At 48.6% G+C, this 23,741-nt stretch carries 23 protein-coding genes; 16 read left to right on the plus strand and 7 right to left on the minus strand.

Annotated elements, in window-relative coordinates; translation table 11 throughout:
* Positions 1 to 95: 95 nt before the first annotated feature.
* Positions 96 to 1,001 (minus strand): ArsR/SmtB family transcription factor, encoded by a 906-nt coding sequence (locus tag ACFSUF_RS07305; protein ID WP_377601568.1) that lies wholly within the window; start codon positions 999 to 1,001, stop codon positions 96 to 98.
* Between the two features lie 158 nt (positions 1,002 to 1,159).
* Between ACFSUF_RS07305 and ACFSUF_RS07310 the strand changes: the two genes are divergently transcribed.
* The 6 genes from ACFSUF_RS07310 to ACFSUF_RS07335 all read left to right on the plus strand — a co-directional run bounded on the left by ACFSUF_RS07310 (position 1,160) and on the right by ACFSUF_RS07335 (position 5,455).
* Positions 1,160 to 1,636: a hypothetical protein gene (locus tag ACFSUF_RS07310; protein ID WP_377601570.1), complete on the plus strand. Its 477-nt coding sequence runs from the start codon at positions 1,160 to 1,162 to the stop codon at positions 1,634 to 1,636.
* Positions 1,637 to 1,752: 116 nt separating this feature from the next.
* Positions 1,753 to 2,094 (plus strand): bacillithiol system redox-active protein YtxJ, encoded by a 342-nt coding sequence (gene ytxJ / locus ACFSUF_RS07315; RefSeq protein ID WP_377601572.1) that lies wholly within the window; start codon positions 1,753 to 1,755, stop codon positions 2,092 to 2,094.
* Positions 2,095 to 2,658 carry a hypothetical protein gene (locus tag ACFSUF_RS07320; protein WP_377601574.1) on the plus strand — a complete coding sequence of 188 codons (564 nt, stop codon included), beginning with the start codon at positions 2,095 to 2,097 and terminating at the stop codon, positions 2,656 to 2,658.
* A 288-nt stretch (positions 2,659 to 2,946) separates the two neighbouring features.
* Positions 2,947 to 3,408 (plus strand): hypothetical protein, encoded by a 462-nt coding sequence (locus ACFSUF_RS07325; protein ID WP_377601576.1) that lies wholly within the window; start codon positions 2,947 to 2,949, stop codon positions 3,406 to 3,408.
* 122 nt (positions 3,409 to 3,530) lie between these two features.
* Positions 3,531 to 4,730 carry an MFS transporter gene (locus ACFSUF_RS07330; RefSeq protein ID WP_377601578.1) on the plus strand — a complete coding sequence of 400 codons (1,200 nt, stop codon included), beginning with the start codon at positions 3,531 to 3,533 and terminating at the stop codon, positions 4,728 to 4,730.
* Between the two features lie 71 nt (positions 4,731 to 4,801).
* Entirely contained in the window at positions 4,802 to 5,455 is a 654-nt protein-coding gene (locus tag ACFSUF_RS07335) for a GDSL-type esterase/lipase family protein (protein WP_377601580.1), read from the plus strand.
* A 52-nt stretch (positions 5,456 to 5,507) separates the two neighbouring features.
* On the opposite strand, the gene ACFSUF_RS07340 is transcribed toward ACFSUF_RS07335, so the two are convergent.
* On the minus strand, positions 5,508 to 5,777 hold the full coding sequence (locus ACFSUF_RS07340; protein WP_377601582.1) for a hypothetical protein: 270 nt from the start codon (positions 5,775 to 5,777) through the stop codon (positions 5,508 to 5,510).
* A 182-nt stretch (positions 5,778 to 5,959) separates the two neighbouring features.
* Between ACFSUF_RS07340 and ACFSUF_RS07345 the strand changes: the two genes are divergently transcribed.
* From ACFSUF_RS07345 to ACFSUF_RS07355, 3 genes are all read left to right on the plus strand, one after another.
* Complete coding sequence (locus ACFSUF_RS07345) at positions 5,960 to 7,054, plus strand: CAP domain-containing protein (protein WP_377601583.1); 1,095 nt, start codon at positions 5,960 to 5,962, stop codon at positions 7,052 to 7,054.
* An 87-nt stretch (positions 7,055 to 7,141) separates the two neighbouring features.
* Entirely contained in the window at positions 7,142 to 7,432 is a 291-nt protein-coding gene (locus ACFSUF_RS07350) for a small, acid-soluble spore protein, alpha/beta type (RefSeq protein ID WP_377601585.1), read from the plus strand.
* A gap of 77 nt (positions 7,433 to 7,509) precedes the next feature.
* On the plus strand, positions 7,510 to 7,701 hold the full coding sequence (locus tag ACFSUF_RS07355) for a hypothetical protein (RefSeq protein ID WP_377601587.1): 192 nt from the start codon (positions 7,510 to 7,512) through the stop codon (positions 7,699 to 7,701).
* Between the two features lie 4 nt (positions 7,702 to 7,705).
* Here ACFSUF_RS07355 and ACFSUF_RS07360 read toward each other — a convergent pair whose 3' ends face one another.
* Positions 7,706 to 8,029 carry a hypothetical protein gene (locus ACFSUF_RS07360; protein WP_377601589.1) on the minus strand — a complete coding sequence of 108 codons (324 nt, stop codon included), beginning with the start codon at positions 8,027 to 8,029 and terminating at the stop codon, positions 7,706 to 7,708.
* 91 nt (positions 8,030 to 8,120) lie between these two features.
* On the opposite strand from ACFSUF_RS07360, the gene ACFSUF_RS07365 reads away from it, so the two are divergent.
* Both ACFSUF_RS07365 and ACFSUF_RS07370 read left to right on the plus strand, forming a co-directional pair.
* A complete protein-coding gene (locus ACFSUF_RS07365) occupies positions 8,121 to 8,639 on the plus strand; it encodes a hypothetical protein (protein ID WP_377601590.1) in 519 nt (172 codons plus the stop codon).
* 89 nt (positions 8,640 to 8,728) lie between these two features.
* Positions 8,729 to 8,908 (plus strand): hypothetical protein, encoded by a 180-nt coding sequence (locus ACFSUF_RS07370; protein WP_377601591.1) that lies wholly within the window; start codon positions 8,729 to 8,731, stop codon positions 8,906 to 8,908.
* Between the two features lie 45 nt (positions 8,909 to 8,953).
* On the opposite strand, the gene ACFSUF_RS07375 is transcribed toward ACFSUF_RS07370, so the two are convergent.
* The gene (locus ACFSUF_RS07375) at positions 8,954 to 9,430 is read right to left on the minus strand and encodes a tryptophan-rich sensory protein (RefSeq protein ID WP_377601593.1); all 477 of its coding nucleotides are present in this window, start codon (positions 9,428 to 9,430) and stop codon (positions 8,954 to 8,956) included.
* Between the two features lie 139 nt (positions 9,431 to 9,569).
* Here ACFSUF_RS07375 and ACFSUF_RS07380 point away from each other — a divergent pair, with 139 nt between their 5' ends.
* From ACFSUF_RS07380 to ACFSUF_RS07390, 3 genes are all read left to right on the plus strand, one after another.
* The gene (locus ACFSUF_RS07380) at positions 9,570 to 9,881 is read left to right on the plus strand and encodes a hypothetical protein (RefSeq protein ID WP_377601595.1); all 312 of its coding nucleotides are present in this window, start codon (positions 9,570 to 9,572) and stop codon (positions 9,879 to 9,881) included.
* 136 nt (positions 9,882 to 10,017) lie between these two features.
* The gene (locus ACFSUF_RS07385) at positions 10,018 to 15,765 is read left to right on the plus strand and encodes a HAMP domain-containing protein (protein WP_377601596.1); all 5,748 of its coding nucleotides are present in this window, start codon (positions 10,018 to 10,020) and stop codon (positions 15,763 to 15,765) included.
* A gap of 143 nt (positions 15,766 to 15,908) precedes the next feature.
* Positions 15,909 to 16,418 (plus strand): type 1 glutamine amidotransferase domain-containing protein, encoded by a 510-nt coding sequence (locus ACFSUF_RS07390; RefSeq protein ID WP_377601598.1) that lies wholly within the window; start codon positions 15,909 to 15,911, stop codon positions 16,416 to 16,418.
* Positions 16,419 to 16,465: 47 nt separating this feature from the next.
* Here ACFSUF_RS07390 and ACFSUF_RS07395 read toward each other — a convergent pair whose 3' ends face one another.
* The 3 genes from ACFSUF_RS07395 to ACFSUF_RS07405 are packed head-to-tail and all read right to left on the minus strand — an operon-like array spanning position 16,466 to position 18,852.
* Positions 16,466 to 17,446 carry an electron transfer flavoprotein subunit alpha/FixB family protein gene (locus ACFSUF_RS07395; protein WP_377601600.1) on the minus strand — a complete coding sequence of 327 codons (981 nt, stop codon included), beginning with the start codon at positions 17,444 to 17,446 and terminating at the stop codon, positions 16,466 to 16,468.
* A gap of 23 nt (positions 17,447 to 17,469) precedes the next feature.
* Positions 17,470 to 18,237, minus strand: a complete 768-nt coding sequence (locus ACFSUF_RS07400; RefSeq protein WP_377601602.1) for an electron transfer flavoprotein subunit beta/FixA family protein — start codon at positions 18,235 to 18,237, stop codon at positions 17,470 to 17,472.
* Positions 18,238 to 18,261: 24 nt separating this feature from the next.
* Entirely contained in the window at positions 18,262 to 18,852 is a 591-nt protein-coding gene (locus ACFSUF_RS07405; RefSeq protein WP_377601604.1) for a TetR/AcrR family transcriptional regulator, read from the minus strand.
* A gap of 252 nt (positions 18,853 to 19,104) precedes the next feature.
* Between ACFSUF_RS07405 and ACFSUF_RS07410 the strand changes: the two genes are divergently transcribed.
* Together ACFSUF_RS07410 and ACFSUF_RS07415 are read left to right on the plus strand one after the other, a co-directional pair.
* Positions 19,105 to 21,294 carry a (Fe-S)-binding protein gene (locus ACFSUF_RS07410; protein WP_377601606.1) on the plus strand — a complete coding sequence of 730 codons (2,190 nt, stop codon included), beginning with the start codon at positions 19,105 to 19,107 and terminating at the stop codon, positions 21,292 to 21,294.
* A gap of 30 nt (positions 21,295 to 21,324) precedes the next feature.
* Entirely contained in the window at positions 21,325 to 23,721 is a 2,397-nt protein-coding gene (locus ACFSUF_RS07415; protein ID WP_377601608.1) for a 3-hydroxyacyl-CoA dehydrogenase/enoyl-CoA hydratase family protein, read from the plus strand.
* Positions 23,722 to 23,741: the final 20 nt, after the last annotated feature.

A 23,741-nucleotide genomic window follows, 5' to 3' on the forward strand; every position in this document is an offset into this window, starting at 1 on the left:
TAATTCATATCCTATACTTTATCGCGTGCAGGGGGAGGAAACTCCCTCTGTTTGCGTTTCCTTAACTTTCTATAGATCTATTTCGGCTGCTGCCCTTATGCCAAGTAATATTCCAGGAACCCCTTTAGTTCGGAAATCCCTTCCGTCCGGAAGGAGAAGCGTTCTTGCAGCCCGTGGATATGGATTCGTACGAGCCCTGCAGCCCGGAGCATCATCATATGATGGTGTACCGTTCCTTTGGACAGCTTCGATTCCTGTACCACTTCAGAGAAGCTCTTAGGCTCGCTGACGATACATCTCAGCAGCTGAAGCCGGCTGGGATCGGATAGAGCACGTGTAATTCGCGTAAGGTGGATTGGCGGGGCCTCCGTGTCAGCAGCTTCCGGCATATCAAGTGCGTAGTGCACCATCATGACTCCCTTAAAATTCATATAGTAATTTAAGGGCCGGAAATGTACCGTAGGGACCAGTACTACCGTATGTAACCCGTCGGACGGTTCCAAAATAACTCCTGAAGTAGCCAGTTCAACTAATTTAGGGGGATCCATTTTGGAAGTAAGGACGGATTTTAACTGGTAATCGTGATGCAGCGCCAACACCATATCCTTGTCCAGCAAAGTGTAATAGGACGTGTTCCACTGTTCAAGCAATGTAGTGAAGTATCTCACCTGTTGACAGAGTTCATCCGGCAGCTCGTCCAGATAAGGCCGTAACAGTCCTGTAATTTCCTCATCCGTAAGTGCGCTCAGCCAACGTAAATATTTGCGTGTATCTGATTTCTCAATTGCATGCCAAGTCAGCAGGTAAAAGTAATCTAATGCTTGTGTACTTTGTATGCGTTCCACGGCTTCCAAAAAGGCTTGGTCGAACTTAGCCTCGGTCCGTTTCGTCCAATCGCTCCCGATGTCGAGATGTTTAATCCATTTTTTTTTGCAAAAAATGATGAAACTTCCTACCAGTTCATAGGCAGGCGAAAAGTCGGTTTGTACGGAATAGCTCAATCTGCATTCCTCCGAAAGGATGGTTATATTTATTTCTTCACTTGCCAGATTCCCCTAATGTTTACTATAATGAAAAAAGTTTGATATGTATAGAACAATACAGGATATCAGACCTATATTTAATCGAATGTTGTTTTATTAGGGGGAGGAGAAAAACCATGTTGAAAAAGCTAGTAACAGGCGTATTGCTGCTTGCTGTCGTATTGGCAGTTGCGGCTTGCTCCACGAAAGAATCCGATGAGGAGAAAGCACAGAAAAACCAGATCATTTATAATTCTGTGAAAATCTCGGTAGACAAGGTGAATTCATTATTTCACAAAGACGTCGCTGAAGATGAGACACCTCTGCTGACAAGCGCAAAGAAGGAAGATGCAAAGTCCATACTCGACGGTTACTTTGATCCGGCTTTGTCTGACCAGATTCTGACTCATTATATCACAGACAAGACGATTGATAACCGTATTGCCGTGAAACCGGAACCTTTCTTCAATCAGGATATTCTCGCAACTAAGTTTGAAGATGCTAAAGTTGAAGGCGAGAAAAACGAGTACACTGTGACTACAAAAGCAGGCAAATATACTGTGAAAAAAGTAGAAGACAGCGAACAGTACATCGTTACCAAATACGAGAAGTAATACGCCGGATGTAAAGCCGCCCTTAGGGGCGGTTTTTATTTTTGTGCTTTTTTACTATAATAAAGGAAGTAAGGGTACAATCACAAATAGCTGTTATACAAAAGGAGACGAAACCTATGCCAAAATGGAGAGAAATTACCGAAATACAGGAATGGGACCAAGCTTTAGAGCGTTCTGGTGAAAGACCGGTAGTTATTCTAAAACACAGTACTACTTGCCCTGTAAGTGCCAATGCTTTGGACGAGTTCGAAACTTATCTCGACGGTACGCCAAATGAAGGGTATGATTACCTGCTTGTGAAAGTGATCGAGTCCCGTCCGGTATCGAACAAAATTGCGGAAGATCTACAGGTGAAACATGCATCCCCGCAAATCATTATGGTAAAGAATAAGGAGCAAGGCTGGAATACATCTCATTGGTCCGTAACGGACAAACATATCAAAGCTGTTTTGGATTAATTGGAAAAAAGGGAGGCGGTCATCGTTACTTCCAAAAATATTCAGGTTCCATTCGGATATGAGCCGGCCAAAGAAGCGTACCGTGGAACGCTGCTAATCTACGATGCTTTTGAGCCGGGTGACAAAGAGGAGCCGTTCGTTCCATCGATGATGCAATTTGCTGTGGACCGTTCTTTGGCTAAAATCGTCGGTTACGTCCTTGGAGAAGCCACCTTAAAGAGGATGAAAATCCCTGCCGGGAAGCCGTATTACTCTCGGATCGACAGCTTAGGTGAGTTTCTTGAGCCTTACAGGAGCGAAGAAAGCCCATTGCAAATTGCTCTGGAACGGTTTGAAGAGAAACGGGGAAAATACACCCCTTTTGATACGGCGATGCGTTTTGTGCAGGAAAAGTATGACGGTCCGCTGTTTGTCGGGATGAGGCTTTCAACCGCTAACCGGTTAGCCGGTTTTGGAGCACTGGACGACTGGATCAGACGAGTTCGCTTTGTATTAAGCAACGATTCGCAGGAAGCCATGCATCCTATTCTGGAGAGCAGGCCGAATCGATGGGATATGCTGTAGATTGCAGAAAAGACCTGAGTCAATAGGACTCGGGTCTTTTCTTATAAGATTAGGGAGAATAAATTTCGATTCAACGATTGAAGATTGTATTATTGATAAAAAAAGTTGATATATCTGATTTTATCCAAGTTAGTTTACATAATATAATTATGATCAACTAACTTGGTAAAGCTTCAGCTGAATTCGGACAAGTTAACATAATAAATATTATGTAAATATATATTCTGATGCACTCTTAAATCTCATATAATAACTTACCATTCCAAACAGCAGAGCAGGAGGATGCCAATGATCAAAACCAAAGGGTTGTTTACAACCTGCAGGCTGGACGCCGTCATTTCTATGCTGATACGCAGCGAAACAAAAAGGTTTGCGGTCGAGTTGGCGCGGTACAAATTACATCCGGCAAATTTTCTACTTGAGCAGATGTATTTTCACGATGGAAATGGCAGAAAGCACTTATTTCACTTGACGGTTCCCGACAAAATTGATTGGAAAAAAGCGGAGATGACAGAGGAAAGCGGAGTTTTTCAGGTATATGCTGATTTATGCGTGGAGATGAAAGTACCGGTCAGCAATGAATTCCATGAAGAATATGTAAGGTACGCTGAGCTGAAAATCCCTGCATCCCGGTTGATAGGCAAGCCTGTGTTGGTCATCCCGGGACCTCGTGAACCTCTGTTTATTCAGGTAGAATCGCACAGATTGGAATGGAAGGAATCCAGAAACAAACTGTATATTCTGAAATAGCATGACTCCCGCCCCGGCGGGATTTTTTCGTTTTCAGTTTTTCTCGCCTTTTTCGGGCAAGTTATATACAATAGTTGAGTGAAATTATTAAACATTGGTCAACAAAGTAAGGAGTGTTAAGAGTGTCAACCGGAAAATCTGCATTGCAGTCCATATCCGGATCCGTTTCCCCGCGTTTTCGACTGATCGTCCTATTATTGGTTGTAGTCGTAGCGGGAATGAGCCAAGGGCTGCTGCTCCCGCTATTATCCATTCTTTTGGAGCGTTATGGCGTTTCGTCGGATATTAATGGGCTGAATTCAACTGCTTTATACATAGGTATCTTTTTTACGATGTTTTTTATTGAAAAGCCTGTACTGCGTTTCGGGTATAAAAAAGTGATCTTAGCCGGCATTGTTCTGGTGACAGTCACTACTATGCTTTTTCCGGTCAGCCAGGCATTATGGTTCTGGTTTATATTAAGGCTTCTCGTCGGCATAGGTGATAGTTCACTGCATTATGCAACGCAATTATGGATCGTAAGTTCCAGCCCCGCAGACCGTAGAGGCAGATATATTTCGTTCTACGGTATGGCTTACGGGGTTGGTTTCAGTATAGGACCACTTGGCATCAATCTGCTGCATTATGGGGAAGCAGTGCCTTTTCTGGTATCGAGCCTATTCTTTGCCATCGTTATTTTGCTCGTATTTAAACTGCCTGATGAGCTTCCGGTCAAAGGGGAGAAGAGCGGGGCCGGCGAGAACAGGTATGTTAAAACCTACCGCCTCGCCTGGTTTGCGTTGATCCCTGGCCTGTTATACGGTTTTATGGAAGCATCCATGAACAGCAATTTTCCTTTATACGGACTTCGGATCGATTTGACACAGGAGTGGATTTCCATCCTTCTGCCTGCTTTTGGGGCGGGCAGCCTGATTCTTCAGCTTCCTCTCGGAATTTGGAGTGACAGGGTCGGCCGTAAACCGGTGTTAATGCTTTGCGGGGCGGCAGGAGCCATTCTCTTCTTTGCCATTCCGGCAGCCGGGGACCGCACATACTTGCTTTTGGTTCTATTTATATTGGCCGGAGGGGTCGTAGGTTCATTCTATTCCCTTGGACTAGCCTATGCTGCAGACATTCTTCCAAGGCAGATCCTGCCGGCTGCTAACGTGATTGCATCGATTCATTTCAGCCTAGGCAGTATTCTCGGTCCGCTGCTGGGAGGATACGGGATTCGTTACATTTCTAATGATAGTATTTTTCTCTTTCTAGGGTCGGCATTTTTGGCGTTCTCCCTTCTTGGTTTGCTGTTCCGGAAAAAACACGATGAACCGGCTGCTTCATAATCGCTGCTCCCCGATCATAAAATATTAAGTATCATACATCTTATGGCTAGCATCGGGGAGGCAGCATCGGCATGGCGACAAAAGAGCAGATGCACTATACGGCTCTCGGCGATTCATTAACGGTAGGGTTCGGATCTTCCTCAGGAGAAGGTTTTGTTGAAAAATTTCGGCGGCGCCTGGAGGCGGATACAGGAGCTGAGATTCAATCTCACAATTTTGGAGTAAACGGAGCAACATCGCTGGATATCGCTAAGCATGTGATAGAAAACCAGCAAATACAAGAGATGTTGAAGGTTTCGAAATGGATTACGATTACAGCCGGAGGGAATGACTTACTGCGGGCGGCAGAGCCCTATTTTCGTGATGGCACCACGGACGCTTTAAAGAAAGCCATTCATAGTTACCGGCTTCACTTGCAGCAGCTTTTGCATTTCATTCTAGACTTGAAGCGCGGCAGAGAATCTTTCGATGTGTTCCTCCTGACGATTTATAATCCGATCCCGTACGCGGAGGAAGCAAGGATTTGGGTCAGGCGGTTTAATCGTCCTTTGAAATACTTGCAATCCCCTTATATTACGGTAGTTCCGGTTCATGAGGCGTTCGGGCTGAAAGAAGAGATAGAGGGGCTGCTGTGCGAAGATTATATTCATCCCAACGATTCGGGTTATCGGCTGATGGAAGAGAGTTTATTTCAGACGTATAAACAAGTAACTGCTAAACATTGAACGGTTTCTAATGCAAAAAAAGTCCCTATACGGGACTTTTGCTGTATTCGGATTACTTCTTCAATTGTTGAAGGACCTGAGCGGAAATCGGCTCAATATAACGTGTAAAGCAATTACACAGATAATCCTTACGGCAGATCGGGCACGGCTCTTTCAGCATGCGGCTGATATGCGTAGCTTTCGGCGTGCCTGTTTCCAGATCGCCGTTGAATGTAAGACGGCAGGAGTTACGGTCCTCGAGTTGAGCAATAACCTGGAAAATATCGTTGGATTGATTTTTACTTACGATTTCTGTAGAAACGACCTGCGGACGGTAAGCCATGGAAAATGTCCTCCTTAAAATGTGAACCTGTTTCAGTTCTTCTAGTATAGAGGAATGGGGGCATGCCTGCAAGTTTCGTTGAAACATTAAAGTTTGCTGATGATTTCCTCATTTAGCCGTAAATGTCTTTATCGCTATGGTAGAATGAGGATATTCCGGTCATGGGGAGGAACTTCAAGAGAATGGGCAAAGGACACAAATGGGCTGCGGCATTGCTCTTACTTTCACTTACGGCTGCACCGTCATCGGCAGCCGGCGGCAGTCCGATTCAGATTCATGTGAACGGCACGGCTGTGAAATCTTTACGATTGGTCAGTGAACCAGCAGGCACACAAGGTATATGGAGTGCGGCAGCAAAGACGGTCCAAATCAATTCAGGCAAACAGGCTCCCTCTGAGAAGGCCGTGAAAAAACCCGCCATAAAGAAATTCGGCATTCGGGGAGTTGCCATCGGGGATTCCGAAGTCTCCGTCGTTTCGAAATTGGGCAGTCCTCTAAGGAAAGATCCTAGTGAATATGGATTCACTTGGTTCATTTATCATCATAACTACCGTGATTATCTTCAAGTCGGTATATCTAACGGCAAAGTGAAAGCTCTATACACCAATAATGCAGACATAAGATCAACTTCAGGAATTAAGATAGGGACAAAAAAGTCCGTTGCGGAGAAGCAGCTGGGTACCCCTGTCACCTCATTCTTGAGGAACAATGTGAAGTATATGTTAAATGACGGTAAGGAAATCGGGCGTTTTCCTATGGGTCAGCAGTATGTTACTTTGTTTTATGATAAATACAATCAATATAAAGTGACATCCGTTCTTCTGATCGAAAAAGCAACGGAAGAATCATTTGCAAGGTTTGAAAAACCTTCCAATGTCCTTCTGGCGGAAGCTTATGAAAAGGAGAGCTTGGATTTAATTAACGCTCTGCGGATAAGACTCGGGAAATTGCCGTTCATCGGGGACTCTAAGATTGCAGGTACTGCGCGTAAGCACAGCCAGGACATGATAAATAACGAGTATTTCGATCATACCAACCCTAAAGGCCAAAGTCCGTTCGACAGGATGGAGAAGGACGGGATTGTTTATAGTTCAGCAGCTGAGAATATTGCCGCTGGGCAGCAAAGCGCCATCTTCGCGCATGAAGCCTGGATGAATTCAGAAGGACACCGAAAAAATCTCATATCGGATTATAAAAGGCTCGGCGTGGGCGTATCCTTCGGGGGTAAAATGAATATTTACTACACTCAAAATTTCTATTCTCCCATTAAATCCTAGCCCGTTGCTGCATAGAAAACCTGCCTATGCAAGACACTATTCGTATTAAACATACTTAAGGTTTCTGGTGAAAGGAAGCGGGCGGAGATGGCTAGAAGAAGCCGAAGAAAACCAGTGGTAGCAGGTTCTCGTTATGCACTGGATCAATTCAAAGCTGAAGTGATGAGACGGGAAGGCTTTCAAGTGTCGGACCAGCAGCCTAACCAGGTGAAGTTCGAAGTAGCGAAAACGATGGGGATACCATTAAAAGAAGGGTATAATGGAGATCTCCAAACGGTATCTGCAGGTAAAATCGGAGGCCGGATCGGCGGAACCATGGTTAGGGAAATGATCAGAATGGCACAAGAACGTCTTGCTCAAAATCATCCCAGACAGTAAACTTACAAATAACAGACAAGAATTAGCCTCAGTGATATGCTGAGGCTATTGTCACGTAAAAGGAGGGGGACTCCCGCATGAAACCAAAAGATAAAGAATACGCCGCAGGGCTGGAAGCCATGACGGATGAACAGCTGATGAAAGAAGCGCAAAAAAATCTGGTCGAAGAAGTACACTGGAAACTCGATCTCATCGTTGACGAATGTGAACAAAGGAAGAAGCCGCATATCATCGATGAAGTATATATCTGGTACTCGTTAGGTACATAACAGGTCAGGCATATTGTAGCTGGCGTTCCACGAGGAGCGATTTAATGAATTGAATCCGCTTGCGGACATAAAAATCGAGACAAGCACCCGTCAGTTCTCCCGGTGACACAGGAGCCATCAGATCGTTATCCAGAATGCTGACGGATCCGTCCTGATAGAACTTGAACGTCAGATCCCGCCAAGTTGTGTTTAACCTGTCCAACATGATTTCAATCTGTTCTAAGGTAAGATATTCGCTGGCTTCTATCGCTTTGTTCACCCAAAAGTCACGTTCGATAAAACGGTGGTTCTCACAATAATTCATATCTGCACCTCGTTTCAGGAACATTTGTTCTCCTTTTCATTATAGCAAACATTTGTTCTTATTGGAAGGTTTTGTTTGTCATTTTTTTGAAAAAAATCAATTTTAAGAAGGGCAGATGAACCGGATGTTCGATCCCACCGTTTTTGATAATGTCAAAGTTGTGTTCGAGGGCTCTGTGTACGATCTGGATCTGGAAGGTCTGATTGATGTGACTGGACGCAACGACATCATGGACCTCTCATTGTTTTCGAGAACGTACCGTGTACGCTTCAGGCTCAAAGGAAGCAATGGAACGGAAGCCGAACTGCTGCTTGGCGCCGATTTAGCAAACCTGGCTTCTGAAATTCTCGAACAGTCCGGCCCCGTGCCCGGCTGCACCCTGTCGGTACGATTCGCATTTCAAACAGGCACACCGGAAATTTCATGCGCTGAAGCTGAACGGTTGATTAGGGGAATTTGGGGGGAGGAATACAAACTTACGCAGCAGGTCAAGTATTCATTCGGAGAGAGGCAAGCTTTGTATCACATTCAGGCGGAGCTTCATTTTCACAGGCTTTTTACGGAGTCTCTTATCGAAGATATTCCAGAACTGCTGTCCCACGTAATGTTGACGCTTCAACAGCTTGATAAGTGATCATCCCCGCATGCCAAATCTTCTATAATAATCCTTTCCGTAAAGGGCATCCTAATCCATAGTCAGGCGAGAATAGAAGGAGGATGCTTATGAGCAGCAACGACGGCCGCGGCCAAAGGCATGAGGATATCAACATTAAGGATCAATATACAATTAACGGAGGGGAAACAAGAAACGGCAGGCTGAGCCAAATCAAAAATGATAACGAAAAAGGCCATCAATACCCGCCTAATGAGTACCGTACCGAAACGGAAAACGAGATGGAATAAGCAAAAGCTGCAGATGCGGAACAACCGCGGCCCTGCAGCTTTCTTCTATTCCCGGTTCAAATGATAGATGAGCCATAAGCGGAACGTTGTAAAAGCACAATAGAGTAAATAAACTGCCAACAGCCAAACGGAGATCATGGAATATTTGCCGGTTAAGGCAAGAAGCATAGAGGCGGTAGCTGTTATTAAGAAGGAATCCAAGAAGGCCCAGTACAGGTTTCCTGCGCTATGAACAAGGTACGGCAAGGATTGCTGAAGACTGTAATGTACGGCGACCAGGACAAACCAGCTGAAGGAGACAGATGCGAAACCGTCCGTTTCGTAATGAATTGCAGCTATTCCTCCTGAAGCGAGTACATGGGCAGCCAGATCCGCTTTTGAATAGAACGAGTCAGGCAGAGTAAAGTCCCAGGAAGGTCTGCTGATTTGTTCTATCCAGGCCCTGTTCTCGGAAATTAGCCTGCGGGACGCCTGCAGCAAAGCCAAGGTTATGAAAAATACAGCGAAGGACCAAAATGGCAAACAGACAACCTCCTTTCTATATCTAATACATATGAGGCGCAAAATCTTTTCTGAACTTTTTTATACAGCCTGTTTCAATCCCTCGAATATTGGGTAAAGACAGTTAGATTGTCTAATCTTGCTGTTGGGGGTGTGTAAGATGCAAAAGGAAACCTATTATATTTCCGTGGCCGAGGGCATTCTTCGCAAAGAAACTTACGGCGAAAATTATGAATTTGAAATTCAGGCAACGGAACAGGAAGCCGAAGCGTTGATGGAACAGTTGGACATGCTCCAAACGGATGATGAAAAGAGTCACTTCAAAGCGATGGTGCCTTACAAATCAAACGAGACGGATTCCGTAAACCAGGAGTTCAAGCAGGATATGAAGGATGTATACCGCACCATTTATGAATTGGGAACTCCCGAAACCAAACAGCATATCGAACGAATGAATATCGTACAAGTGTAGGAAGTTTACAGCACAAGCAAGCAGTACCGCTGCAGCTTAACAGAGCATCTTGTCCTGGTATGGGGAACAACGGGATGCTCTTTTTGCGGCGTTTCTATAAATGAAGCCAAATATGAACGAATGGGGAAGGTAAACGATGCCGGATAAAGATCAGACAACCAGCGGCAGGAAAGACGAAATCAGCACCAATGAACTGTTGGGTGCCCTAATTGCATTTAAAAAAGGGGATTTCTCCATCAGGCTGCCTTATGATTTGGAAGGAGTCAGCGGGAAGATTGCGGATACCTTTAACGAGATCATGGACATGCAGGAGAGTCTTGTTAACGAAACGAAGACGATGGCTCAGGTTGTTGGTAAAGAAGGGAAGCTCACACGCAGATTCTCTCACAAAAATGGGGGCGGCGAATGGGAAATGCTAACCGAATCGCTGAACGGGCTTGTAGTTGACCTGACACAGCCGACAAGCGAAATGGTACGCGTAATTAATGCCGTAGCCCAGGGAGACCTGTCCCAGAAAATCGAATTGGAGTTCGAGGGACGGGCTCTCACAGGCGAGTTTTTAAGGACTGCAAATAATATTAACCGCATGGTCGATCAATTAAGCACCTTTGCTTCAGAAGTTATCCGGGTTGCCCGTGAAGTAGGTACGGACGGGAAGCTAGGCGGCCTTGCTGAAGTAAAAGATGTGTCCGGCACATGGCGGATCCTGACCGACAGCGTAAATAATATGGCGAGCAACCTGACGGATCAGGTGCGGAACATCGCTGAAGTTACAACGGCGGTAGCGCAGGGTGATTTGTCCAAACAGATTACCGTTGATGCCAAGGGCGAGATTCTTCAGCTCAAGAGCACGATCAATACGATGGTGGATCAGCTCTCCACGTTTGCTTCCGAGGTAACCAGGGTGGCCCGCGAAGTAGGCACGGAAGGAAAGCTGGGCGGCCAAGCGGACGTAAAAGGCGTTTCGGGCACATGGCGCGACTTGACGGAGAGCGTTAACTACATGGCGAGCAACCTGACGAATCAGGTGCGTAACATCGCCGTTGTGACGACCGCCGTTGCCAACGGGGATCTGTCCAAGAAAATTACGGCGGATGCCCAAGGTGAAATTCTAGAAATGAAGAACACAATCAATACGATGGTGGATCAGCTGTCGACCTTTGCGTCCGAGGTTACTCGTGTAGCCCGCGAGGTAGGCACGGAAGGGGCCCTGGGCGGCCAGGCCGAGGTCCGCGGCGTAGCCGGAACGTGGCGTGATTTGACGGAAAGCGTTAACTACATGGCGAGCAATCTGACCAACCAGGTGCGGAATATCGCGGAAGTCACAACGGCCGTTGCGAAGGGCGACTTGTCCAAGCAGATTACGGTAGATGCCAAGGGCGAAATTCTGCAGCTGAAAAGTACAATCAACACGATGGTGGATCAGCTGTCGACGTTCGCTTCGGAGGTTACCCGCGTAGCGCGTGAGGTTTCCAATGAAGGGATCCTTGGCGGCCAGGCGGATGTAAAAGATGTCTCGGGTACATGGAAAGACTTGACTGACAGTGTTAATTTCATGGCTAGTACATTGACCGATCAGGTGCGGAATATCGCAGAAGTAACGACCGCGGTAGCAAAAGGTGATCTATCCAAGCAGATTACGGTTGACGCCAAAGGTGAAATTCTGCAGCTGAAGAGTACGATCAATACGATGGTGGATCAGTTGTCGACGTTCGCTTCTGAGGTTACCCGTGTAGCGCGGGAAGTAGGAACCGAGGGGATTCTGGGCGGCCAGGCCGACGTTAAGGGCGTATCCGGTACTTGGCGTGACTTGACGGAAAGTGTTAACTCGATGGCGAGCAATCTGACCGATCAGGTGCGTACGATCGCGGTCGTAACGACGGCGGTTGCGAACGGCGACCTCTCTATGAAGATCACAACGGATGTTCAAGGTGAAATCCTGGAGCTGAAGAACACGATTAATACGATGGTCGACCAGCTGTCGACGTTCGCTTCCGAGGTTACCCGCGTTGCCCGCGAGGTAGGTACGGAAGGTAAGCTGGGCGGTCAGGCGCAGGTTAAAGGCGTCGGCGGCACATGGAAAGACTTGACGGAGAGCGTTAACTACATGGCGAGCAACCTGACCGATCAGGTGCGTAACATTGCAGACGTTACAACCGCGGTTGCGAAGGGCGATTTGTCCAAAAAGATTACCGTTGATGTCAAAGGTGAAATGTTACAGCTGAAAAGCACGGTCAATACGATGGTGGATCAGCTCTCCAACTTTGCTTCCGAGGTTACCCGCGTTGCGCGTGAGGTAGGTACGGACGGAAAGCTGGGCGGTGAGGCTGATGTTAAAGACGTATCCGGAACTTGGAAAGACTTGACCGATACCGTGAACTATATGATCGGCAACCTGACCAGCCAGGTTCGTAATATCGCTGCCGTAACTACAGCCGTTGCAAACGGGGACCTTTCGAAAAAAATCACGGTAGACGTTAAAGGCGAGCTGCTGGAACTGAAGAACACGATTAATACGATGGTGGACCAGTTGAATTCCTTCGCCTCCGAGGTTACCCGCGTTGCGCGCGAAGTAGGTACGGACGGGAAGCTAGGGGGACAAGCCCAGGTTCGCGGGGTCGGCGGTACGTGGAAAGACTTGACCGATAACGTAAATATTATGGCGACCAACCTGACGAATCAGGTGCGGGGTATCGCGAAGGTCGTAACGGCAGTTGCCAACGGTAACTTGAAGCAAAAGCTGACCGTGGATGCGAAGGGCGAAATTGCCGAGCTGACCGATACTATTAATAACATGATCGATACGCTGGCAACTTTTGCCGATCAGGTAACGACTGTTGCCCGCGAGGTAGGGGCAGAGGGAAAACTGGGCGGCCAAGCGAATGTGCCTGGTGCCGCGGGCACTTGGCGTGACTTGACGGACAACGTTAACTACATGGCTAGTACGTTGACCACACAGGTTCGCGCGATCACCAACGTTGCCGTAGCTGTTGCTAAAGGAGACTTGTCCCGAACCATCGCTGTGGAAGCGGTCGGCGAGGTTGAAACGCTGAAAGACAATATTAACGAAATGATTCGCAACCTGAAGGAAACGACGCGGATTAATACAGAGCAGGACTGGCTGAAAACGAATCTTGCGAAGTTCAGCCGCATCCTGCAGGGACAGCGAGATCTGTACGCCGTCTGCCGTATGGTTCTGTCCGAACTGGCTCCGCTGGTTTCCATGCAGCATGGCGTGTTCTATATGAACGACGTCAGCAGCGGAGAGCCGATTCTGCGCATGTTCGCAAGCTACGCGTTCCAGAACCGCAAGCATCTGGCGAACGAGTTCCGTGCCGGAGAAGGCTTGATCGGACAATGCCTGATCGAGAAGCAGCGGATCCTGCTGAACAATGTGCCTGGTGACTATGTCATGATCAGTTCGGCGCTTGGGGAAGCGCAGCCGCTGAATATCGTGCTGCTGCCGATTATTTTTGAAGATCAGGTGCTGGCTGTAATGGAGCTTGCCTCGTTCCGTAAGTTTACGGAGATCGACGTTGCCTTCCTGGATCAGTTAACGGAGAGCATAGGTATCGTCCTGAACACCATGCAGGCGAATATGCGTACAGAGGAACTTCTGATGCAATCCCAGTCCCTGACAGAGGAACTGCAGAAGCAGCAGCTTGAACTTCAGCACACGAACGAGGAGCTGGAGGATAAAGCAAAACTTCTCGTGATTCAGAAAGCGGAAGTGGAAAGCAAGAACAATGAGGTGGAGCTTGCGAAACGCTTCCTGGAAGAGAAAGCGGAGCAGCTGGCGCTCACGTCCAAATATAAATCGGAGTTCTTGGCAAACATGTCGCATGAGCTGCGCACGCCTTTGAACAGCTTGCTGCTTCTGGCAGAGCAGCTTTCCGAGAATCCGGACAAAAATCTTCGAGACGATCAGGTTCGTTTTGCGAAAACGATACATGAATCCGGTTTGGACTTACTTAACCTCATTAATGATATTCTGGACTTGTCCAAAATCGAATCTGGCACAACTGCAGCTGAAATAGCTGAAATGAAACTGCTGGATTTGACGGAAAGCATAGACCGTACGTTCCGGCATATCGCCGACGACAAGAAGCTGGAATTCCGCATTAAGACAGAGGCTCATCTTCCGGAGACGATTATGACGGACTCCAAGCGTCTGCAGCAAATATTGAAAAACCTGCTGTCCAATGCATTTAAATTCACGGAAAAAGGGCAAGTTAGCATGTTCATCCGCCGTGCGAACGAGGGCTGGAGCAGAGACCATGAAACGCTGAACAGCGCCAAATTAGTGCTTGCATTCGCCGTCACCGACACGGGTATCGGAATTCCGATTGAGAAACAGCAGATTATTTTCGAAGCGTTCCAACAAGCTGACGGAAGCACAAGCCGAGAATACGGTGGTACTGGACTAGGCTTGGCCATTTCCCGTGAGATCGCCCAAATGCTTGGCGGAGAAATTACACTGACGAGCTTCTCCGGTAAGGGAAGCACCTTCACATTCTATCTGCCGATTGAAGCGGATCCCGCGTTACTGAAGGAAACCCGTCAGAATGCAGGAAGCTCGGCCGTGCTGAATGAAGTAGCTGCATCCTATATGCCAGAAATTATCGACGTTTCACCTGTAAAGCGCCAGCGGGTCCAAAGCATGAACAATGTGGAGGAAATCAATGACGACCGAGAGGACATCCAGGATGGAGACAAAGTGTTTCTTGTCGTGGAAGACGATGCGAAATTCAATGAAATTTTATTAGATATTCTTCGCCGTAAAGGGATAAAGGCGATTGTAACTTCAGCCGGGGCCGACGCCTTGGAGCTGGCGCGGAAATACAAGCCGGATGCCATTACTTTGGATCTGAGATTGAAAGATATGAACGGCCTGACGGTCATGGAACATCTGAAGAGCGACATTGCCGTAAGGCATATTCCGGTCTGTGTCATAACTGTTGAGGATGACGGTGTGAAATGCCTGCAGAAAGGTGCACATTCTTATTTGTGCAAACCTGTTACCATCGAGGAATTGGAAAATGCGCTGGACCGGTTGAGCGAGTTTTCCGAGAAGGAATCCAAAAATCTCCTCGTTGCCGTTCATGACGCGAATCAACGGAAAGAAACGATTCATCTTGTGAACAATCATGACCTGAAAATTACGGCAACGGACACGGGCCGTAAAGCATTGAATCAGATTAAATCCAAGGATATGGATTGTGTTGTGCTGGAAGATGATCTTCCGGATATGAATGTCGTAAAGTTCATCCGCGAGATGCAGAAATCATCCAAAAACAAATATCTTCCGGTCGTTCTTAAGCGGAACCAGAAGCTTTCGCATGAAGAAGAAGAAGAGCTGGAAGAGCTGATGCGTACCAATGTTATTAAAGAAGTGAAGTCGCCGATCCAAATGATGGACGAGTCAACGCTCTTCCTGCATAGAATGGCGGAGAATCTGCCGGAACAGCAGCGGGAGACGTTAAGAAAGATTCATCAGTCGGATGAAATGATAGAACACAAGAAAGTGCTGATCGTTGATGACGATATACGGAATATTTTCGCGCTGACAACGATTCTGGAGCGCCATCAGATGAATGTAGTTTCATCGGAGAATGGCCATGATGCCATTCGCATCTTGGAGCAGCAGCCGGATATCGATATCGTGCTGATGGATATTATGATGCCGATTATGGACGGCTACGAAACGATGCGGGCCATCCGGGAGAAACCGGAATTTGCGAAATTGCCTATTATCGCCTTAACGGCGAAAGCGATGAAAGGCGACCGTGAATTGTGTCTGGATGCCGGAGCGTCCGATTACATCACCAAACCGGTGAACAGCTCTCAGCTGCTGCAAATGATGCGCAGCTGGTTGTATAATTAATGACATTAAGAACCTGTCCTTTCGACAGGTTCTTTTGTTGTATTGTAGTGATTTACAGCGGGTACACCTTGGTTTCTGTTCCCGGCTGGACGGGTAATGTAAAAAGAATGCGGTTCCAATTTGATAAAGAGGAGTGATAAGATATGAGCAAGATCGCTTTTTTGCTGGCAAGCGAGTTCGAAGACTCTGAGATGCAAGTGCCTTACGATCAATTGAAGGAAGCGGGGCACGAGGCGGTGATCATCGGCTTAACCCAAGGGGAAGAGTTGTACGGCAAAAATAAAACCGTTTCGTATCAAACAGAATTGTCCATTGCCGATGCCCGTCCAATGGACTACGATGCAGTTGTCATTCCTGGAGGTTCTTCTCCGGAAGGCCTCAGAACCGACGAGAAGATACTTAACTTCGTTAAGGATATCAATATATCCGGAAAGCCGATTGCAGCCATTTGCCATGGACCGCAAATCCTCATCAGCGCGAAGCTGGTGCAAGGCAGAACGATGACATGCTATCCGCCGTTGAAAGACGACCTGGTAAATGCAGGAGCGCGCTTTGTCGATCAGGAAGCGGTGGTAGACGGCAATTTCATCACTTCCCGTTCTCCGCAGGACGAGCCGGCATTTGTTCAGGAGATTTTGAAGAAGCTGCAATAAACGGAAAGAAAGGCGGCCCTTTACTTTGAAGGGCCGCCTATTACCGTCTATGCCAGAATTTTACTGAACTCCTCTTTCAATAATGGGACTACCTCAAACAGGTCTCCAACTATTCCGTAATCAGCCACTTTAAAAATCGGAGCTTCGGGGTCTTTGTTAATGGCAATAATGACTCTCGATTGGCTCATGCCGGCCAAATGCTGGATGGCGCCGCTGATGCCGCATGCGATATAGATTTCCGGCGTAACCACTTTGCCGGTCTGCCCGATCTGCAGCGCATAGTCGCAATAGCCGGCATCGCAAGCGCCGCGGGAAGCACCCACCGCACCGCCGAGCACCTCGGCCAGTTCCTCAAGCGGCTTGAAGCCATCGGAGCTTTTCACGCCGCGTCCGCCGGAGACTACGATTTTGGCTTCGGAAAGGTCGATTTTCCCTGATGTTTTTCGGATCACTTCTTTTACAATCGTACGAAGGTCCGGGGCATCGTACTGAAGTTCCACAATTTCCGCTTCGATGGCGCTGTCAGTTTCGGCAGGCGGGAGGTTATTCGGACGCACGGTGACGATCATCGTCACGGATCCGGTAAAGACTTTCCGTTCAAATGCCTTACCGGCGTATAGTGGTCTGGTAAATAGAAGGCGCCCATCTGATGATCTATCCATTGCCGTTACGTCGGTAACAGCTCCGGCATTCCAGCGGGCTGCAGCCAGCGGAGCCAAATCACGGCCGACCGCGGTGTGCCCGAAAATGACCGCCTTTGGAGGAATATCGCCTGCAGCCTTCACTAGAGCGGACAAATAGGCTTCCGGACGATATGCCTCCAATTCGGGATGATCGATTACGATAACCTTGTGAACGCCGGCTTTGGCGGCTTCGTCAGCAAGCGTGGTAATCCCTGATCCGATAAGCACGGCACAAAGAATGTCATCGTCCTCAGCAACCGTCTGTGCTGCGTAAACCGCCTCATAAAATACCTGACGAAGGGCGCCGTTGCGCAGGTCTGCTGCCACCAGAATTGTTTTTGCCATAATAGATAGCCTCCTTAGGTAGATTAGATCGCTTTCGCTTCCGAACGCAGGAGGGACACGAGCTCCGCAGCCTGTTCCCGAACTTCGCCTTTCAAAATCCGGCCCGCCGCACGCTCCGGCGGAAGAGAAAGCTCTACCCGCTCCACAGAGGAAGACAAGTCAGCTATATCCAGTCCAATATCGTCCAGACTGATAAAAGTAAACGGTTTCTTTTTTGCTTTCATAATGCCTTGAAGCGAAGGATATCTTGGCTCATTTAAGCCTTGCTGCGCGGTGAAAAGGGCGGGGAGGGCAACCTCCAGAACCTCGATATCCCCTTCGGCATCCCGGTTTACGATGGCTTTACCGCTTTGGATGTCCAGCTTGGTAATAGATCCAGCATGAGGTATGCCCAGCAAAGCAGCCAGCCTGACCGCAACTTGGCCGGCTCCGTTATCTACCGAAAAATTGCCGCCAAAAAGAAGGTCAACACTCTGGTCCTTCAAGTATGCTGCCAGCACTCTGGAGATGGCCAGCTCATCAGAAGGGATGCCGTCATTGCTGATTAAAACCGCCTGATCGGCGCCCATGGCAAGGGCGCTGCGCAAAGCTTCCGCTGTGCGTTCAGGACCGACGGAAACGACCGTTACATTTCCGCCATGTTCGTCGCGAAGCTGTATCGCCTGTTCAACGGCGTATTCATCATACGGATTGATGACAAATTTAACACCGTCATCCGATACTGAGCCGTTCTCGATCACAATTTTTTCCTCGGTATCAAACGTCTGTTTCAGCAGAACATAAATATTCATGCGGAACACTCCTTTGAATGATAGTCAGGCAGGCCTTGCAATCCCGTTGAAAAAGAAATCCATGGTTCCGTCCACCTGGGCGGAGAGTGAATACTTACGCCCGGAAATAAGCCAGGAAGTCACAACCTCATCCATCGCACCGAAAAGCAGCAGGCGCACCAGCTTGACGTCCAAATCCGGTTTAAACACTTGCTGTTCTATCCCCTTATGAAGAAGATTTTCAATCAATAAAATATATGGCTTAAAAGCCAATCCTATTTCTTTACGCAGTTCCATGGAACTTTGGCGAAGTTCGATTTGGGTGACATGGGCTAAATCAACATTGTTCTCCAGTTCCGTATAGTGAATCTCACAAACTTTGCGGAGCGCTTCTTTTACATCATCCAGATCGCGGACACTGTTTTCAAACTTTTCCACAAGCTCGCCGAGCTTCTCCCGAAACAAGCAAATCAGCAAATCCTCCTTTCTTTTAAAATAAAGATAGATCGTTCCGTCCGCGACGCCTGCCGCCTTGGCAATTTTGGAAACTTGAGACCGGTGGTAGCCGTGCTCCGCGAAAACTTTCAGAGCGCCTTCGAGGATCATTTCATACTTTTCACTTTTTTTACTTGTCATGGAAACACCTCAGTGGTAAAATACAGATATCCAATGAATGAATACCCATTCATTTTTAACAACATCATACCTTTCCGAATCACACTTGTCAATCGATAATCTACCTAACTCCATCGTATGGAATCTCAGGCAGCACAAGGGATGTCCCACGGCGTTCCAAGCATATCGTTTATAGAGGGTGGTTTTTTTGTGAGACAAATGTAAGCGCTTCATAACTTGTCCACCGAAACTATTGACTGGGGTGAATCAGCTATGATCGGGCAATTATTGCAATGGATTCTGTTCTTAGGCGTAAGCGGCTCCGCCTTGTATCTGTTCTGGAAGGTCGTTTACCACCGGTATTTGTACATACGTCTCGGCAGGCCCGTAGAGGATTGGAAGGACCGCTTGAAGCAGAACGGCAGGCAGTGGGCGGAGGAAACGTTCGGACAGACGAAGCTGATGAAAGACAAGAAGAGCGGCATCATGCATATTGTCATTTTTTACGGCTTTATCGTACTGCAATTCGGCGCACTGGATCTGATCTGGAAAGGGCTGACGGGCCATGCGCTTCCGATTCCGGGTTATCATGCTTTCCAGTTAACTCAGGAAGTGACGGTGCTGCTGATTGTTCTGGCTATGGGCTATGCGGCTTACAGGCGGTATGGCGAGAAGTTGAAGCGGCTGAAACGTGGCTGGAAGCCGAGTATCGTCCTGTTTTTCATATTTGGGCTGATGCTTTCCGTACTGCTGACGCTAGGCTTCGACCGTGCTATGGAGGGTCTTAATGCAAGCGGCTACGCACCTGTTTCTTCCTTGATAGCAGCGGCTGTAGACATACTCCCGGGAACGGCGGTAACCGTGGGCTATTATATTTTCTGGTGGGCTCATCTTCTGATTTTGCTGTCGTTTCTCGTGTACGTTCCGCAGTCCAAACATTTTCATATCATCACTGCTCCCGTAAATATTGCATTAAAAAAGACCGCACCTGTTGGGCAGCTCAGCACCTTGGACCTCGAAGATGAAGAAGCGGAATCCTTTGGTGTAGGCAAAATCGAGGAATTTACGCAGAAACAAATGCTCGACTTTTATGCCTGTGTGGAATGCGGGCGCTGCACCAACGTATGTCCGGCTTCGAACACCGGTAAAATCTTGTCCCCAATGCATCTGATTACGAAGCTGAGAGACCATTTGACAGAGAAAGGCCAAGCGGTCACTTCCAAATCCCCTTGGGCGCCTGTTTTCGGAGCCGCAGCCGGCAGCGGATCGGTGTCGGTCATGAAGTATGACAGTGCAGAGTTGTCGGGGTGGTCATCGGGAGGCGGCATTACGGATATTGAGCCTACGATTGCCGCACAAAAGCATTCGTGGGTAAAAGAAACCGGAAGCCCGCTGGATACCGAGCTGATCGGCGGCGTGATGACGGAAGAGGAACTCTGGTCCTGCACTACCTGCCGGAATTGCGAGGATCAGTGCCCGGTCGGCAACGAGCACGTGGATAAAATCATCGACCTGCGCAGGCACCTGGTCCTGACCCAGGGCAGCATGCCGCATGATGGACAACGCGCGCTGCAGAACATTGAGCGCCAAAGCAATCCATGGGGCATCTCCAGAAACGACCGGGTGAAATGGGTGAAGGAAGCAGACCCTGAAGGAAATCTCCACATCCCGACCGTGAAGGAAAATCCGGATTTTGAGATTCTGTTCTTTGTGGGCTCGATGGGCTCCTATGACAACCGCAGCCGCAAAATCAGCAAAGCGCTGGTCCGGTTGATGAACGAAGCAGGCGTGAATTTTGCCATTCTCGGCAATGAAGAGAAAAATTCAGGGGACACTCCCCGCCGGATGGGCAATGAGTTCTTATTCCAGCATCTTTGCGCTGAGAATATAGAGATTTTCAATAAGTACGGCGTGAACAAAATAGTTGCAGCTTGCCCGCACACGTTCAATACGCTAAAGAATGAATATCCCGAATTCGGCTTGGAGGCGGAAGTGCTTCATCACACGCAGCTGCTGGATCAACTGGTAAGGGAAGGCAGGCTGAAGCCGGTTCATGCGGTGCCCGAGCGCATTACCTACCATGACTCCTGCTATTTGGGGCGGTACAACGATGTGTACGATCAGCCTCGAAATGTGCTTCGTGCTATTCCCGGCGTTGAACTTGAGGAGATGGAACGCAGCCGCGAAAACGGCATGTGCTGCGGTGCAGGAGGCGGCATGATGTGGATGGAGGAAACCGGCGGAAAACGGGTCAATCTGGCCAGAACTGAGCAGGCATTAACTGTAAGGCCGACAGTCATCTCCTCTGCTTGCCCATACTGTCTGACGATGCTGGAAGACGGAACGAAACTGCTGGAAGCGGAAGACACCGTCAAAGCCAGAGATATTGCGGAAATACTCGAATTATCCGTATTCGGAACACCGGCCAAACCGCTCACCGAAGCGCCAGCCGCTACTTCTTAAAATCGCTACAATACGAATGGAGGTCTCCCTATGCCAAAATCGATACGCAAAGCCGCAGTAATCGGCTCAGGAGTAATGGGTTCCGGCATCGCCGCCCATCTGGCGAACGTCGGCATTGAAACGCTGCTACTGGATATAATCCCTGCTTCGCTGCTGCCTGAGGAAGAAGCGGCAAACGCAACCCTTGAGGATGCCAAGGTTAGAAACCGGTTTGCTTCGCGCGCGGTGGAGAAGCTGAAAAAGGCTAATCCTTCGCCGCTGTACAGTCCCGCATTTGCCGACAGGATCCAGCCGGGCAACGTCGAGGATGATTTAACCAAACTAGGCGAAGTAGATTGGATTATCGAAGTCATCGTGGAGAATCTTCAGGCAAAACAACAGCTGTACAGCAAAATTGAGCAGGTGTGGAAGCCGGGTACGATCGTCACGTCCAATACTTCCGGCATATCCATTAAAGAAATGGCAGCACATACGTCGGATGAGTTTAAAGCCCACTTTTTGGGGACGCATTTCTTTAATCCTCCGCGCTATATGAAGCTGCTCGAGGTGATTCCAGGCGAAAAAACCTCTCCGGAGATTTCGGAGTTTATGAAATCTTTCTGTGAGAAGACGCTGGGCAAAGGGGTAGTACTTGCTAAAGATACGCCTAATTTCATTGCCAACCGGATCGGAACCTACGGCTTGCTGGTTACCCTGAAAGAAATGGAGCGAAGCGGTCTTTCCGTGGAAGAAGTAGATGCGGTTACAGGTCCTGCCATGGGGCGGCCGAAAAGCGCAACCTTCCGCACGCTGGATTTGGTCGGGCTGGATACGTTCGTGCATGTAGCCCAAAATGTGTTCGATCTGCTGCCGGATGGCTCCGAAAAAGAGGTGTTTACTCCGCCGCAGATTTTGAAGCAGATGGCGGCCAAAGGGTGGATCGGAGAGAAGTCCGGGCAAGGGTTTTTCAAAAAACTGAAAACAGCCGAAGGAAGCGAGATACAATCGCTGAATTTCAACACGCTGGATTATGCAAAGAGCCGGAAAATCACCTCCGCCTCGCTGGAAGCCTCGAAAAACGCCAAGGGAACGAAAGAGAAGTTGAAAGCGCTGTTAAATACGCCGGATCAGTACTCTGAATTCGCATGGAATATTTTGAAGCAGGTGCTGATTTATTCGGCGGAGAAACTGGGCGAGATTGCAGACAACATCGTCGAAATCGATCATGCGATGAAATGGGGCTTCAACTGGAATCTGGGGCCGTTTGAAACTTGGGATGCGATTGGTTTAAAGCGGTCCGTGTCCAAAATGGAGTCCGAAGGGCTCACCGTCCCGGTTTGGGTGAAAGAATGGATCGAAGCAGGAAACGAGAGCTTCTACCAATGGAACGACGGGAAGACGTTCTATTATTTCCGGAATGAATACAAAGCCGTGGAAGAGATGCCGGAACTAATTTCGCTGCAGAATTTGAAAAAACAGAACAAGATCATCCGCTCCAATTCGGGAGCGAACCTGATTGATATCGGCGACGGTGTTGCCTGCCTGGAGTTCGCCTCTCCGAATAATGCGATCGGCGCTGACATTCTGACCATGATTCAGCAAAGCGTGGACGAAGTGAACCGGAATTATAAGGGACTGGTCCTTGCGAACGAGGGCCGTAACTTCTGCGTCGGCGCAAACATTATGCTTCTGCTGCTGGAAGCGCAGGAGGAAGAGTGGGATGAGATCGACAGCATCATCCGCCTGTTCCAAAATTCGATGATGAAGCTGCGATTTGCAGAAAAGCCGGTCGTCGCGGCGCCGCACAAGATGACGCTGGGCGGCGGGGTGGAAGCGTGCCTTCCTGCCGACGAGATTATATTCTCGGCAGAGACGTACTTCGGTCTCGTGGAGACCGGTGTGGGGTTGATTCCGGCCGGGGGCGGATGCAAAGAGCTGGCTATGCGGCTGGCCTTGTCCAATGACGACCCCGAAGCGGACCTGCAACCGCAGCTGAACAAGCTGTTCGAGACAATCGCCATGGCGAAAGTATCGACCAGTGGTCACGACACGCAGCGGCTGGGCTACAAGCGCGTGCAGGACCGGGTGGTCGTGAATGAAGACCACCGGATTTATGAGGCTAAGAAGGCGGTGCTACGTCTAGCCGACAGCGCTTATGTGCCGCAAAAGCCGCAGAAGTTCCGCGTGGCCGGCGACAGCGGCAAAGCGGTTCTGCAGCTCGGCGCTTATGGGCTGCGACAGGGCGGCTATATCAGCGATCATGATTATTTGATCGCCGGCAAACTGGCGCATGTGCTGGCCGGCGGTAATGTACCGGCGGGCACGGTAGTGACCGAGCAGTATATGCTCGATTTGGAGCGCGAAGCGTTCCTCAGCCTGTGCGGCGAACCGAAAACACAGCAGCGTATGCAGCACATGCTCACAAAAGGCAAGCCGCTGCGGAATTAAACCAGGAGGCGAAGGGAGAG

This window comes from Paenibacillus gansuensis (assembly GCF_042684925.1).
GTDB lineage: Bacteria > Bacillota > Bacilli > Paenibacillales > DY6 > Paenibacillus_N > Paenibacillus_N gansuensis.

Excerpts from the sequence above, each read along its gene's own strand:
- ACFSUF_RS07390 (WP_377601598.1), top strand. The coding sequence starts at position 15,909 with ATGAGCAAGATCGCTTTTTTGCTGGCAAGCGAGTTCGAAGACTCTGAG.
- ACFSUF_RS07345 (WP_377601583.1), top strand. The coding sequence starts at position 5,960 with ATGGGCAAAGGACACAAATGGGCTGCGGCATTGCTCTTACTTTCACTT.
- ACFSUF_RS07400 (WP_377601602.1), bottom strand. The coding sequence starts at position 18,237 with ATGAATATTTATGTTCTGCTGAAACAGACGTTTGATACCGAGGAAAAA.
- ACFSUF_RS07365 (WP_377601590.1), top strand. The coding sequence starts at position 8,121 with ATGAACCGGATGTTCGATCCCACCGTTTTTGATAATGTCAAAGTTGTG.
- ACFSUF_RS07405 (WP_377601604.1), bottom strand. The coding sequence starts at position 18,852 with ATGACAAGTAAAAAAAGTGAAAAGTATGAAATGATCCTCGAAGGCGCT.
- ACFSUF_RS07370 (WP_377601591.1), top strand. The coding sequence starts at position 8,729 with ATGAGCAGCAACGACGGCCGCGGCCAAAGGCATGAGGATATCAACATT.
- ACFSUF_RS07310 (WP_377601570.1), top strand. The coding sequence starts at position 1,160 with ATGTTGAAAAAGCTAGTAACAGGCGTATTGCTGCTTGCTGTCGTATTG.
- ACFSUF_RS07410 (WP_377601606.1), top strand. The coding sequence starts at position 19,105 with ATGATCGGGCAATTATTGCAATGGATTCTGTTCTTAGGCGTAAGCGGC.
- ACFSUF_RS07385 (WP_377601596.1), top strand. The coding sequence starts at position 10,018 with ATGCCGGATAAAGATCAGACAACCAGCGGCAGGAAAGACGAAATCAGC.
- ACFSUF_RS07325 (WP_377601576.1), top strand. The coding sequence starts at position 2,947 with ATGATCAAAACCAAAGGGTTGTTTACAACCTGCAGGCTGGACGCCGTC.
- ACFSUF_RS07350 (WP_377601585.1), top strand. The coding sequence starts at position 7,142 with ATGGCTAGAAGAAGCCGAAGAAAACCAGTGGTAGCAGGTTCTCGTTAT.
- ACFSUF_RS07355 (WP_377601587.1), top strand. The coding sequence starts at position 7,510 with ATGAAACCAAAAGATAAAGAATACGCCGCAGGGCTGGAAGCCATGACG.
- ACFSUF_RS07395 (WP_377601600.1), bottom strand. The coding sequence starts at position 17,446 with ATGGCAAAAACAATTCTGGTGGCAGCAGACCTGCGCAACGGCGCCCTT.
- ACFSUF_RS07415 (WP_377601608.1), top strand. The coding sequence starts at position 21,325 with ATGCCAAAATCGATACGCAAAGCCGCAGTAATCGGCTCAGGAGTAATG.
- ytxJ (WP_377601572.1), top strand. The coding sequence starts at position 1,753 with ATGCCAAAATGGAGAGAAATTACCGAAATACAGGAATGGGACCAAGCT.
- ACFSUF_RS07340 (WP_377601582.1), bottom strand. The coding sequence starts at position 5,777 with ATGGCTTACCGTCCGCAGGTCGTTTCTACAGAAATCGTAAGTAAAAAT.
- ACFSUF_RS07335 (WP_377601580.1), top strand. The coding sequence starts at position 4,802 with ATGGCGACAAAAGAGCAGATGCACTATACGGCTCTCGGCGATTCATTA.
- ACFSUF_RS07380 (WP_377601595.1), top strand. The coding sequence starts at position 9,570 with ATGCAAAAGGAAACCTATTATATTTCCGTGGCCGAGGGCATTCTTCGC.
- ACFSUF_RS07360 (WP_377601589.1), bottom strand. The coding sequence starts at position 8,029 with ATGTTCCTGAAACGAGGTGCAGATATGAATTATTGTGAGAACCACCGT.